13 protein-coding genes and 1 pseudogene are annotated in these 13,185 nt (G+C 44.5%); 7 read left to right on the top strand and 7 right to left on the bottom strand.

Annotation, left to right across the window (positions count from 1 at the left end; all coding sequences use genetic code 11):
- Positions 1-60 precede the first annotated feature (60 nt).
- The gene (locus Pcarn_RS14130; protein ID WP_261836562.1) at positions 61-1,617 is read left to right on the top strand and encodes a transglycosylase SLT domain-containing protein; all 1,557 of its coding nucleotides are present in this window, start codon (positions 61-63) and stop codon (positions 1,615-1,617) included.
- 73 nt (positions 1,618-1,690) lie between these two features.
- Complete coding sequence (locus Pcarn_RS14125; RefSeq protein WP_261836561.1) at positions 1,691-2,509, top strand: ETEC_3214 domain-containing protein; 819 nt, start codon at positions 1,691-1,693, stop codon at positions 2,507-2,509.
- Between the two features lie 141 nt (positions 2,510-2,650).
- On the opposite strand, the gene Pcarn_RS14120 is transcribed toward Pcarn_RS14125, so the two are convergent.
- Positions 2,651-4,093 (bottom strand): cryptochrome/deoxyribodipyrimidine photo-lyase family protein, encoded by a 1,443-nt coding sequence (locus Pcarn_RS14120; RefSeq protein WP_261836560.1) that lies wholly within the window; start codon positions 4,091-4,093, stop codon positions 2,651-2,653.
- A gap of 200 nt (positions 4,094-4,293) precedes the next feature.
- Here Pcarn_RS14120 and Pcarn_RS14115 point away from each other — a divergent pair, with 200 nt between their 5' ends.
- Entirely contained in the window at positions 4,294-4,842 is a 549-nt protein-coding gene (locus Pcarn_RS14115; protein ID WP_261836559.1) for a hypothetical protein, read from the top strand.
- Here the strand turns inward: Pcarn_RS14115 and Pcarn_RS14110 are convergent.
- The gene (locus Pcarn_RS14110) at positions 4,839-5,621 is read right to left on the bottom strand and encodes a polysaccharide lyase (RefSeq protein ID WP_261836558.1); all 783 of its coding nucleotides are present in this window, start codon (positions 5,619-5,621) and stop codon (positions 4,839-4,841) included. The two genes, Pcarn_RS14115 and Pcarn_RS14110, sit on opposite strands and share 4 nt — an antisense overlap.
- A 181-nt stretch (positions 5,622-5,802) precedes the next feature.
- Positions 5,803-6,474, bottom strand: coding sequence for a hypothetical protein (locus Pcarn_RS14105; RefSeq protein ID WP_261836557.1), 672 nt, complete (start codon positions 6,472-6,474; stop codon positions 5,803-5,805).
- Between the two features lie 384 nt (positions 6,475-6,858).
- Between Pcarn_RS14105 and Pcarn_RS14100 the strand changes: the two genes are divergently transcribed.
- A complete protein-coding gene (locus Pcarn_RS14100) occupies positions 6,859-7,935 on the top strand; it encodes an NAD(P)-dependent alcohol dehydrogenase (protein ID WP_261836556.1) in 1,077 nt (358 codons plus the stop codon).
- 35 nt (positions 7,936-7,970) lie between these two features.
- Here Pcarn_RS14100 and Pcarn_RS14095 read toward each other — a convergent pair whose 3' ends face one another.
- Positions 7,971-8,966: an HlyD family secretion protein gene (locus Pcarn_RS14095; RefSeq protein WP_261836555.1), complete on the bottom strand. Its 996-nt coding sequence runs from the start codon at positions 8,964-8,966 to the stop codon at positions 7,971-7,973.
- Between the two features lie 4 nt (positions 8,967-8,970).
- Positions 8,971-9,291 (bottom strand): DUF3302 domain-containing protein, encoded by a 321-nt coding sequence (locus Pcarn_RS14090; protein WP_261836554.1) that lies wholly within the window; start codon positions 9,289-9,291, stop codon positions 8,971-8,973.
- A gap of 206 nt (positions 9,292-9,497) precedes the next feature.
- Between Pcarn_RS14090 and Pcarn_RS14085 the strand changes: the two genes are divergently transcribed.
- Entirely contained in the window at positions 9,498-10,406 is a 909-nt protein-coding gene (locus tag Pcarn_RS14085; RefSeq protein WP_261836553.1) for a LysR family transcriptional regulator, read from the top strand.
- Positions 10,407-10,410: 4 nt separating this feature from the next.
- Here Pcarn_RS14085 and Pcarn_RS14080 read toward each other — a convergent pair whose 3' ends face one another.
- On the bottom strand, positions 10,411-10,731 hold the full coding sequence (locus Pcarn_RS14080; RefSeq protein WP_261836552.1) for an NGG1p interacting factor NIF3: 321 nt from the start codon (positions 10,729-10,731) through the stop codon (positions 10,411-10,413).
- Between the two features lie 163 nt (positions 10,732-10,894).
- Here Pcarn_RS14080 and dmeF point away from each other — a divergent pair.
- A pseudogene (dmeF, locus tag Pcarn_RS14075) lies at positions 10,895-11,834 on the top strand (CDF family Co(II)/Ni(II) efflux transporter DmeF).
- Positions 11,788-12,204, top strand: coding sequence for a MarR family winged helix-turn-helix transcriptional regulator (locus Pcarn_RS14070; protein ID WP_261836551.1), 417 nt, complete (start codon positions 11,788-11,790; stop codon positions 12,202-12,204). The pseudogene dmeF and the gene Pcarn_RS14070 overlap by 47 nt, the downstream one beginning before the upstream one ends.
- Before the next feature lie 6 nt (positions 12,205-12,210).
- Here the strand turns inward: Pcarn_RS14070 and Pcarn_RS14065 are convergent, their stop codons facing one another.
- On the bottom strand, positions 12,211-13,137 hold the full coding sequence (locus tag Pcarn_RS14065; RefSeq protein WP_261836550.1) for an SMP-30/gluconolactonase/LRE family protein: 927 nt from the start codon (positions 13,135-13,137) through the stop codon (positions 12,211-12,213).
- Positions 13,138-13,185: the final 48 nt, after the last annotated feature.

Genomic DNA, 13,185 nt, shown 5'->3' with positions numbered 1-13,185 from the left:
CGCTGTCGAGGCCACCTTGTTGGTGGCCTTTATTTCTTTTATGGCCATAGCGAGTGATATATGTATTCAAAATTTGGCAAAACGATATTAGCAACAGTAGTCTCATTTTCAATTAACTTACCTGCTTCAGCAGCCTCTTCAGATCAGTTAAAACGCCTGGATGAAGCGGTCAAGAACGTATCCCAACCTAAACAGGCAAAACTAGAAGAGTTTTATGCTTACGTTAATTCTTACTTAGATGAATACGAAGCTTGGAGAGATCAATATACCAAGGAGTTAGATTCTCGACGATCCAGTTTGATTGAGACCTGGGGGGAGGGTGAAGTTTCATCTCAAACTAAAGAGGTTTCTTACTCAAAAAATGACTCTGTTAAAACCGCAGTAGATTATGAGGCTAATGAAGCAATAATATCTGTACTGGTAGAGAAAGATAGTTCTCCAGAAGAAGTTCAGAAATTAGTTAATAGTTTACCGGTAGAAGTGTTAGGGGAAAATGTTGACCTAAGTGAGCTTAAGCCAACAGATCAAGCAGTTAAATTTTCTTTAGAAAAAGAAAATGCGGAAAAAGAATTTGTTATTCAACAAACTCAACGTCAAATGAATGAGTTAGATGTTCAAGCAGAGCGATTGATAAACTCAAATACTGGCATTCCTGATTCTTTTATTTATCAGCGAGCACACAATAAAAAGATGGCTTTGATTACACAAGCACAAGAGCGAATAGAAGCTCAAAGTCAGCTTTACGAACGAATGCGAGCTCGATATGGCATCGTAGTTAAGCGTGCAGAGAAATCTAAAGTTGCTGAGAGTATCAAAAACAACGAAGAACCTGAGGTTAAGAACAAAGAGGTTATTGTAAAGCAGTCCCAAAACATAGAAGTCCAACCGGAATCGATTGCGACGAATTCTCAAGAGGAAAAAGCTAGTCAGCGGGATGTGGGAGCAGTTGCACCGGAAACTGCAAAAGTTGAGATGGAGCCTGTTCAAGGCACTGTTAAGCCTGAAACTTCAACTGTCTCCAGTTTGGTAGAGAAACCTAAAAAGGTTGTTAGCTATAAAGTTCAGTTGCCAGAAAACAGTTTAAAAACACGTGCCAGTAAATATGCGCCTCTTGCTGAAAAAGAGAGTAAAAACTGGGAGGTGGATGCTGCTTTAATCATGGCGATCATGCATTCAGAATCGGCATTCCGAGCTGATGCTAAATCTCATATTCCTGCGTTTGGTTTGATGCAAGTAGTTCCAACTAGCGCAGGTCATGATGTTAATAAACAAGTTCGTAATATTGATGCGCCTATGAAGCCTTCTGAGTTGTATCAGCCTTTAATTAATGTTGAAACTGGTACCGCTTACTTAGATATTTTGAATAGAAAATATCTGAGGAAAATTGAAAATGATGAAAGCAGGCTTTACTGTGTCATAGCTGCTTACAATACTGGGGCAGGGAATGTTGCTCGAGCTTTTAACCTAGATCGCTCAACAAATATCGGAAAGGCTTCTAAGATTATTAACTCTATGTCTCCTGAAGAGGTATATGAACAGCTTATGGTGAAATTGCCTTATGATGAAACAAAAGGTTATTTGAAAAAGGTAAGTAGTAGAATAGCTTTATACAAATAGCCAATAGTCTAGAAATTCTATTTATTAAGGTTCTAACATATTTAAGCACTATTAGATATAAATAAGGATTATCATGTCTGTCACTCATATGAGCGAAGTGGAAAAAAATATACACGGTGAATTAGAAGAGCTTCAGGAGACTCAGGAAGAACTTGTTGAAGCTCAGAAAAAAAATATATGGTCTGGAGGTTGGGCTCGGACTATTGGTTTGGCCTCTATAGTATCTATAGCTCTTGGAGGTTTTAACGACAGTGTGGATGCGATAGAGAAGATGGCTGATTTTGGGTTATCTCAACTAACGGATATTCCATCTCATAAAAAGTTGAATAAAATCTATATAAGGTCATCCTCTGAAGTATTGGACCAAACATTTGGAGCCCCTGTATATATTAAAAGGTCTTCAGAGGGCGATGTCATAAAATACTATCAAGACGAAAATTTTGTTATTTCTGCCATTAGTCGAGACAATGCAATTGTGGCCTACCTTGTTTTTCCAAGTGAAGGCTTTTTGCCTGAGACAATCGAGCATGCTGGAGGTGTAAGTTTTTTTGATGAATACTTTGAAGCTATAGAAAGTGTGAGCGATGCCCGAGCTTCTTATGCTCGTACTGGTAATTATTATATTGAAGAAAACAATGGTGGAGAGTTTGGATTCTTGTACTCTTCAATTAGTGGTGTTAGTGAATTCACCTCACCGATGGATTCAACTAGTCGTCAACTATTGTCATCTGTAGCAGACGCATTTATGCTTGATGAAAATATTACCGAATCTATTCAAGCGCTACGCTCTAAAGTTAAGCCAAACTTTTTCGGTTACAGTACCTTAGGAATAAATTCATTAGAGGATGGAATTCTATCAAACACAGAATATAGACTGATAAATAAACGTTAATTGATAATAGGCTCTTGCGTTTTTATTAACGAGTGTGAAAAAATCGTGGCATAAGCACTGTAATTCACAGGCAACTGGTATTGTTAAAGAATGTTTATGGAGTCTTTCAGCATAGAAGCATAGGGTTTCGCTTGTGCTTTTTTATGTCCTGGTTCTTACATGCCGAGCCAATATCTTATCCGCTTCTTGTCGCACGCTAGGCAGTTTTCGCCATGCCCACAGTCGGTCTCGTGCCTCTTTGGCCGCTTGTCTAAGGTCGATGGTGGGGCTCAGATAGATACTATCTTCTGCGATTCCGTACATCTGCTGTTCCATTGGTGTGAGCTTCCATGGCTCGAACAGAAGGGGAACCGGAACTTCCGCAAGTTCTGGTATCCAGCGCTTAATGAAGATGCCGTCGGGATCTTGGTCTATTGCTTGCTTGGTAGGGTTATAGATGCGTATGGTGTTGACGCCAGTAACACCTGCTTGCATCTGAAATTGTGGGTAGTGGATACCTGGCTCAAAGTCCAAAAAAACTCGAGCAAGATGATGAACACCATCGCGCCAGTCGCAGTTGAGGTGATGGGTTAAAAAGCTCACCAGCATGGCGCGCATTCTAAAATTCAGATAACCGGTTTGCTCAAGGCTATGCATGCAGGCATCTACCAGGGGGAAGCCAGTTTGTCCTGATTTCCAGGCCTCAACTAGCCTTTGGTTGTGATTGGCGTCGAGTAGAGGCTCATAGCCGCGGTTCAAGCATCGAGACTCCATTCTGGATTCGGACTCGAACTTTTGAATAAAGTGACAGTGCCAATGCAGACGGGAGGAGAGGGCGACTAAGCTTCTTCGCCAACCTTTAGTATTCCAACGAAGGGGTACTTGCTGATACATCTCTCGCAACGAAATGTTTCCCCACGCGAGATAGGCCGACATGCGACTGCAGGCTTGAGCTGCGGTTTCTGGGCTGGAGAGCTTGCGGTAATAATCTTGCCCTCGGGCCTCGAAGAAGCTTCTAAGGCACTGCCATGCATGGCTTGCACCACCGATCTGCATTTTGGGGTTTTCAGTAATCCAGTTCTGTGGAGGCTGAAACTCTTCAATATCAACAGAAATCAGGTTACTCCGCTCTATATCAGGGTTGGCACATTCACCTCGCATCACCTGTTTCCAGTGTTTATCCCAACCTTCTCTGTTGGTTGCGCCTCGAATCACAGCGCCATAGGGCGTTTCTTTCCAACTAATGCCTTTGTTTGCTAGCCAATCAGCTACTCGCTTATCTCTATCAAAGGTCTTCTGTATCCCTATTTCTTGGTGAGAGTAGAGACTAGCTATCTGGTAGTCTTGGGATAATCTCTCAAGACACTCAACCGTCTCACCATGCATGATATGTACTGAGTTGTTGCCCAGTTTCTGGTTCATATCTTGAAGAGATTGCCACACGAATCGCCAATGACGCTCTGAATAGTGCTGGTCATCCAGAAGCGATGGCTCAAAGATGTACAACAGCAGGGTAGGCGTACCGGTTGAAATCGCTTCTTTGAGCGGTTGGTGGTCAGTTAAACGCAAGTCTCGTTTAAACCACACTATGTTTATTTTCTGCATATTCACATGTTGAAAATAAAAGTGCTTACGAGGAACAGAGTAATTGGCTCACAAATGGAAGCTCAATTGACATTTAGCCTTTTTGATTGAGTCAGGACAAGAACCAGAACTAAAAGCGGAACAATTCTATTAATTCCTAACCTCGTATAAAAATCACGCAATATTATACTCGATGCTTATTTTCTAAGCCGAGTTCACTCATGAAGAGATATCTATTCGTTTTAGCCGTGGCGACCATACTGAATGGTTGTGGCGGTTCGCAAAGCACACCTCTTTCCTTTATGTTTTCGAGTAGCCAAGACTCTGAGAAAGTGTGGCATGACGAACCACTATCGGAAGTACTTCTATCTAACGGGCACCATATTCGTTTGGAAATTTCCAATGGTCTTCTAGAGGGGGAGTATTCAGGTGATGGGTTAGACCAACTTTCTAATTCTGGTAGGCGGAGCTTTAAGGTAGATCTTTCGTCCATTCAGCTATGTGGAGAGACCGCAAACTTCCAAGAGAAACAAGGCGATGATTCAGTACTAGAGCACTCTATTACCTCTTGGCCAAACCATACCTCAGGAGTTGGCTGTATTGTTCAAGATGTCTTAATTGAGCGTAGCGAGAACCAAGAAGCAGCGGAACAAAGCGCAGAGCTCTTTTTTGTGCACAATGGATTGGTTGACAGAATAGATTCCTATTCTTGGAACGCCCCTTTCTGGGAACTGGAGCAAACCAAGATACGCGTGCTTGCGCCTCGTTAGTCTGCATTGTTTTGCCGGCTAAAGTCGTCAAAGTAGATGACAAAAGGCATTGGCGTTTTATCTCGGTAAATGCCCATTTTAAAGTAAGGGCCGACACAGTCGTAATAGCTGGTGGGACCTTGGTGGCCAATGACGGTATCACCATCGAGTTTGAGTTTTAGTGAGCCGCGGTTTGTATGACTCCATGTGACATCGATATCAAAATGATACCAGTGGTTGCGCTTGATGGGCTCACTTAAAAAGAAGGTTTCTCTGTGCATGCCTATCTTATTGTGCTGATTAATAGGCTCACTACTGGTTTGTCCCCTTATCAGGAAACGGTCGTTTCTTAGCTCTATTCCTAGGTTGGGGCTACGACTGATCTCACCTAGGTGCCTATCCGGTGTGCCGTGCCATTGAGCTATCAAGGCACGCACGTCTGCGGTTTGCCATTCGTCTGTAATGAGCACTTTAAAACTGTATTGCATGGGAGTGTCGAACTTGGCTCTGAAAGTTTCATAGACCTCTGCTCGATAGTGCTCTCCACTGCGAGTTCTATAAACATCACCGTCTCTGAGCTCTACTCGTAATACTTGATTTGCTTTGCCTGTCGGGTCATCGACTATTTGAGCAGAGTGCTCGTAACCAAAGTGCTTGCCCCAGCCAGCCAAGGAATCAAAACTGCTGTATCGACTAGTAGGTGCAGTTTTGTTTTTCAGTTCAGGGCATTGGAGTAGCTCTTCACTACTGGCTGCCGATGATAGGAAGAGAGTCGCAATTAACAGTGCTTTGAGGTTCATGCCGTTAGTTTTTCCAAGCCTTATTGTGAGTGTGCGACACCAGATTATAAGATCTAAAATGGCTGTACAGACAAGGATTCTGAATTTGAGCCCCATGACAGCGGGGCTACTGAGTTTTTGGTCACTGTTCTGACCCTAGGAAAGGCTACTGGGATGACCAAGAATCGTTTGCTTAGACACCTTAGTGAGGCATTGACCCCAACGGAATGCCAAACACGCTTGGTGCCATGATTATCACGCCAACCTGAGCCTGCCATTGGTGGTCATCCCCCATGCTCTCAGGTACTTTGGCATTGTAGTAAGCATTGGCAATGATCTTCATCGGCACTTTCCCTCCTAGCTTGAAGAATTGGCCTACGCCTAAACCTACCGGAATATACCAGTCTTCATCACCGGTTTGAGTTAAGTAGGGCGCCATATTGACAGAGAAACCACTATTCCACGTGTATCCAGCGACCAGTTGAATGCTCTGCGTGTCAAGGTCATCCCCTGAAACGGCCCAGAGCTTTTGGTAGCCTGCAATACCGGAAAACCCACCCGACTTAGCGAAGGCAACACCGGCAACGCCAGCTTGAGTGGAATCATCACCAAACATCTGGTTGTCAAATTGTGAGGTATTAAAGTTGACGCTCGGTCCTAAGCCAAAAGAGACCTCAAAGTCATCACCAAAGCTCATCGGAGTCGCTTGGCTGAAGTATGCTTGATAGTTCACCTTACCAAGTGCGGTTTCGGTTCCCTCTCCTGTAGGTCTTGTATCCCATGGAAGTTTGACCTTGTTGATGAGTTTGATATTTTCGGTGAGTGGGTAGGGGGCGACTAGGTTGAGTTGAAACTCGCTGAGAGGGAGCGCCATTTTGCCCCGGAAGATACATTTCATCGGCGATGATTTTGGTTGCATAGGCTATCGGGTTACTCACTTTGATTGATTCTTTGCGTGCCTCGCTGTCCTGGGCGTAAGCCGGTGAAAGCCCAGTAGATAGATACAGGCCTAATAAGGTGGTGGCTGCTATCAATTTCTTGTACTGCATTACTTACTCTATTTAATTGTCTAATGCCTCCTCTGCGTTAATTCCTTTGCATGGCAAGATAGTAAATCGCACATGGTTCTCCCTCTATTGATTGATTTTTAAGAGTGGATTTAAGGATGTTTAATTGATCTAAGTTAATGCTCAGCCTGATATAAGAAGGAGCGGCTTTTCTGTTTATTTTATGAGCAGGAAAGTAGCTATACTCAATTGTGGTTTTATTCAGACTATTCGGGGAGAAAACTACGCTACCTACTTCGTCTTACGCCGCGTTCAATAGCGATGATGATCTCAAACCCTATAATTTCAATCGTCGTCAGGTTGGTGCCAAGGATGTGCATATCGAAATCTTATACTGCGGGGTATGCCACAGTGATATTCATATGGCGCACAATGATTGGGGCTTTACTCAATATCCTATTGTCCCAGGACATGAAATCATCGGGCGGGTTGTGTCTACGGGCGGGGATGTGAGCCGCTTTAAGGCGGGTGATCTTGTTGGTGTAGGTTGCATGGTGGACTCTTGTCGTACTTGTGAGCCGTGTAAGAATCATCTCGAGCAGCATTGCGAGAAGGGCATGATCATGACCTATGGTAGCCCTGATGAATCGGGCGCAGATGCCATTACCCAAGGTGGCTACTCAACCCAGATAGTCGTAGACCAAGACTTCGTGCTTAGCGTTTCAGAATCTCTGGATGTTAAAGCCGTGGCACCACTGCTGTGTGCGGGCATCACAGTATACTCTCCTCTAAAACAGTGGGATGTGAAAGCTGGGGATAAGGTCGGAGTAATAGGCTTGGGTGGCCTTGGTCATATGGGCGTTAAAATAGCTGTCGCTATGGGCGCAGAAGTGACCATGATTACCACTTCTCCAGAGAAGGGTGAGGATGCCAAGCGCTTGGGTGCCAGTGGCGTTTTGGTTTCGAGAGATGACGAGCAGATGGCTGCTGCAGTGGGCAAGTTCGACTTCCTGCTCAATACAATTCCAGTTGCCCACAACATGAACCCTTATATTCCTCTTCTTAAACTGGGAAAAACCATGGCGGTGGTCGGTGTGGCAGTTACCGAAGTCAATACCATAGCGCTCTCGTTTGGTCGCAAAATTATCTCAGGCTCCTTGATAGGTGGCATTAAAGAGACTCAAGAGATGCTGGACTTCTGCGCTGAGCACAATGTAGTTTCAGACGTAGAGATGATTAATATGCAGGACATCAACGATGCCTATGAAAGGGTTATGAAATCTGATGTTAAGTATCGATTCGTCATCGATATGCAGTCGATGAAATGACAAAAGCGAGCCCCTCAAATGAGGGGCTTGTTCTTTTAGCCTTCAAACAACCAGTTTTGCCAACTTTGCATACGCAATATCACTTTACGAACTACGCTAAACATCTCCCATTTAGGTGAGTAGACAGCCACGTGCGCATCTGTACCTGAGGGTAATGGCATATCCTTTACAAGATCTGGATTATCCAGTTCAACCTTAACTAAGATTCTGCCTTGTTGAGCCGACTGTTCTGGTGCTGTCATCTGGCCTGAAGCACTCACTGCGCCCTGTGCAAAGATGTCGTTCACCTGCACCACATGAGCTTTATAGGCATGACCAAGAATAGTGTTGAAGGTCACTTCAGCCGGATAGCCGGTTTTGATATAGCGTGCCGGTGCTTGTTTGAATGCAGCGAACAGCTGTTTGTCCTCTTTGTGTACAAAGGTCAGGTTGCCCTGAAATGGCACAACGCGACTCTTCATTCCCGGTCTTAACGCTACCTGAGTAACATAACCATCGGTAGGTGCGGTCACTAGGGTTTTACTTAGATTGAATTTAGCCAGTTGCAGCTGAGATTGGTATTCACTCTTGCTCGCTTTTTGTTTCAGCAAGTTGGTTTTAACTTGGTCCACTTTCTCTTGAGAAGAGAATCCTTTGCTTCCCAATTTTTGATAGCGAGCCAATTCTGCTTGGAAGTAATCGATAGCCGATTGAGTGCGCTTTAGGTCACTCTGGATACGGTTTACCTCATCCTGAAATGGCGTTGGATCGATTTGATACAGAGGATCTCCGGCTTTCAACTGCTCATTGCCTTTGACATAAACGTCGTTCACCAAGCCCTCAACCTGAGAGGTGATAGGGGTAGTGACACTGTAGAGTCGCGCCATGCGAGAAACGGGCTGGTACATGGCCATATACAAAAATATCCAGCCTACAATGAACAGGCCAATTACACTGGCGGTGGTGACGCTCCATTTGTTGACTGGTAGCTTACATACCTTAAAAACAATCACGCATAGGGCGATATAACTTAGGATAATTAGGGTTTCCATAGTGCTACTCCTGTGCGGTCTTTTCGAGTTGTGAAATACGTTTTAGTAGGGCCTGATATTCATCTTTTGAAACGGTTGATTCGCTACCCAGCCATTGCGGTTTATCTTTGTCATACATGCTTGCCCATACCCAGAGCAGCGGCCATAAAACATGCATAAAGAACAGACTGATCCAGCCAGCGACATGGATAGCCTCAGAGTGGGGATGATTCCGCTTTTTGGCGATTTCATAGGGGATGTCGTGCAGCAGTATCAACCCATAGATGAATATGATTAAAACCAGAAATAGGATTCCCAGTGATAGGTAATCTAGAAACGGATTCATAGAACCCCCTTTATTAGTTTGATGACCTTTAGTGGCGGGAACTACCACTTAATTTCCTTGGTGGGTTTCCTTTGCTGTAAATAGTAATCGTGGTCAGTGGAGGGGACTATTGAAGTCTGTTTCAATCTGGATTAACCAATATTTAATAGTCACCGCTTTGAATTGGGTAGACTATGTTTAATGTATGAATATCAATGAGATAGTGTATGGATCTGAATCTTCTTAAAACCTTTGATGCGGTGATGAAAACACAGAGTGTTAATGAGGCGGCGCTAGCGCTGAACATAACTGCACCGGCGGTCAGTCATGCCCTAAATCGTCTGAGAGAGCAGTATCAGGACCCCCTGTTTGTACGTCAGGGAAGAGGAATTGTTCCTACCAATTTTGCTGTTGAGCTTCACGCCGATATTCAAGAACCTTTGAGCTTGCTAATCGATGGCGCGGAATCTCGAGAGACCTTTGACCCAATGAGCAGTCAACGTACCTTTAGAGTATCTAGCCATAAAGACATAGACTTACTTTTGGTTCCATCACTTAAACGATACAAGCAAAAGCACGCGCCGCATGTTTCTATTCAAGCGGACATCGAGCATCTTAATGAGCAGGATCGTCAAGAAGACCTCAGAAGACGCCGAGTAGACGTGATTTTGGCGACGGTACCACTGAAAGATCATGGATATCACAATCAATTGCTGCTTGAGCAAGAGTTGGTGGTGACGGTGAGTAAGTCTCACCCACGCATCCAAGATGTGCTAACCAAAGAGGATTTCATGCGAGAGTCGCACTTGCTTTGGCGTACTCAGCGTCAAAATACCAATACACTAGACTCGGTTGCGGTTGACGCTAACCTGCCTCCAAGAAAGATTGCTTACTCTACTGGTTCGACGGTGACGGCGCTTATGCTCGCCTCAGAAACGGATTGGCTGTGTGTGACCAGCAAGTGGCATGCGCTCAAGATGGCAGACAAGTTTGATCTAAATCTATTTGCACTCCCGTTTGAGACGCAAAAGGTCCCAGTCTATATGACATGGCATCAATCGCAAAAGAGGGACCAAGGACATCAATGGTTGAGGAGTGCCATCATTGCTTCCCTTGCGGAAGTCGATATTGCCTAGGAGGTTAAAGCGTCGTCCAATCTAAAATGTCATACACCTCAAACGCCACCTCTTCATAAGGGTGAGCATCCAGAAGTGCTTGAGTGCTTTGTTTTGCATACTTGTCATCACACACCAGCTCTACTTTGAGTTCGTTTACCTTTTCTAATTCTCCATGAGAACCGAGGTGTGGGTTAGCTCCGGCTAGGGGACGAAATTGTCCTGTGCCTTGGGTTTCAAAACAGCACCTATCGTAGTCACCAATCTTGCCGGCACCTGCGTCAAATACTGCCTCTTTAACGCTCTCTGCGTCTTCAACTGGCACGAAGAAGATAATCTTTTTCATAAGTCAGTGTCTCTATCTTTGAATCTATAGAGATTAGCTTAGCGTTTTCAATGGCTTATTTCTCTATCTCAAAACAAAAATGAATCATGCGTTGACTTAATTTGATGGTCAAACTAAATTTAGATTAGATATTTTGACAGTCAAACTAAATGAGTAACTTAAGATGGACTCTTCTCTTTCCCATTCACATAATTTTTCTGGGCATAATCATCACGGTGAAAAACGCACTTTTTACGTGCTCTTGCTTACTGTTACTACCATGGTGGTGGAGATATCGGCAGGTATTGCCTACGGCTCTATGGCACTGCTCGCCGATGGTTGGCATATGGGCACCCACGCCGCCGCATTTTGTATAACCTTGTTTGCTTATCGCTATGCAAAGAACCACCAGGACGATGATAGGTTCTCATTTGGAACCGGTAAGGTCAGTGTGCTTGGTGGATACACCAGTGCCATCGCCCTTGGAATCGTCGCCTTGCTGATGTTTGTAGAGTCTGCATTTCGTTTGTTTAACCCAGAGACCATTCGCTTCAATGAAGCGATACTGGTGGCGTGCATTGGGCTGGCTGTGAATCTGGCGAGTATGTTTTTGCTTGGTGATCATCACCATCATGATGACCATGAAGATCATCACCACCATCATCACGATCACAATTTAAGAGCAGCGTATATGCATGTGCTGGCAGATACGCTTACTTCGTTGCTGGCTATCGTCGCGCTGTTATTTGGCAAGTTCTACGGATGGAACTGGCTGGATGCCATCATGGGTATGGTCGGTGCTTTGGTTATCGGAAAATGGACCTTTAACCTGCTGAAACAGACCAGCCCTATCTTGTTAGACGAGAGTATTGAGCAGGAGTATCGTGCGGCCATTAGGCAAGAGTTAGCAGCTGATGCTGAGGTTACTGATCTGCACGTATGGAAGGTAAGTGGTCATCATTATTCGGCAGCCATTACCTTGGTCTCAGACAGCGACATTAGTGTGTCTGAGTATAAGCAGAAGCTGGCAAAGTTTGATAAGATCCATCACCTTACACTCGAGGTACATTCATCAGCATGCGAAACATAGAGCAGTTAAATCAGCTACTTACAGAATTTTATGACAAGATGTCGTCTTGGGAGCAGTCTGTTGTTCGTGAGACAGGCTACTCTCTAGCCCAAGTGCACACCATAGAAGTGCTGGGAGTGCATGGCGCCATGAGGATGAAAGAGTTGGCGGATAAGCTCAGTATTACCACAGGCACCTTAACGGTGCAGGTGGATAAGCTAGTGTCGGCTGACCTAATTGAGCGCTTGCCCCATCCAACCGACCGACGAGCGATTGTGGTATCTCTTACCGATAAAGGGGAAGAGATCCATCGCCATCATAATCAGCTTCATTTGGATTTAGTTAAAGACCTGACTCGAAATATTGAGTCTGAGGAACAAGAAAGGCTCATCTCAGCGTTAACCAAGATGAACCGTGAGTTCTAGACCTAATTATTTAAGTTGCACCTTGTGAAGACCAGGGTGGTCGGTGCCACCAAATAGTAGACCGCCATCGTTAGTGATATAGAAGTAGCCTGGGTCTTGGTTACTTATTTGGATTGCAGTGCTGCCCTCGACACCGTGGTTTAACACAACAGATTTCTCTTTGTCTGCAGTGTACTTGATGATCTCGTGGTGGTGAGTGGTGATAAACCACGTGCCTTGCTCGTCGATAATAAAGTCATCCGCCTGAATGCCTTTCTCTACCGTCTCAAGTTTGGTAGCTTGATTGCCATCAATATTTATCTTACCTAGCAGTTGCTGCGCTGAGTTGGTGAAGTAAATCGCACCTTTGTATAGCTGCATACCGTTAATGCCTGGTAATCCTGGGCGATCTTTCAATGGCTGCAGGAGCTCATCTTCAAACCATGTTGAGAGTTCATTGCTCGCCATATCAAATCGATAGATCTTGCCGTTTGCCGCATCTGAAATTAGGTATTGCTGCTCGCCAAGGTAAACCATGCCATTTAGAAACGCAGGCGTATCTAATCCCATCAAGCGAGTGAGTTTACCTTCGTTCGATACCTTGTATAGCGCCATATGATTTACAAAATCTGCGCCCTCAAGGATAGACATTTCATGCACAGCAAGAAGCCCTTGTCCCTTTTCATCAAAGCGGATAGATACCGGGTGACCGTCTACCTTTGCCCATAGTGATGCCAAGCCTTGCTCATTATATTTATATAGAGACTGACCTGTGTAATCTGAGGTGATCAGCTCTTGGTCGTTGAGATAGGTGAGGTTTTCGAAGAAGTGTCCCACCGGCATAGAGATTACTGAATCAATATTTACATCACTTGCTTGATTGTTATCAGCGAAAACAGGGGTGCTAATAATAGCAGCAGAGAGAAGTAGGGTGGTCATTGCTTGCTTAAACATATCATTATCTCGTTGCTTGTTTGCGTTGATAGAGATACTAGATTAAGT

Source organism: Vibrio ishigakensis (genome assembly GCF_024347675.1).
Taxonomy (GTDB): Bacteria; Pseudomonadota; Gammaproteobacteria; order Enterobacterales; family Vibrionaceae; genus Vibrio; species Vibrio ishigakensis.
The sequence above is the reverse complement of the archived record's forward strand: the minus strand, read 5'-3'. Positions and strand labels throughout refer to the sequence as shown.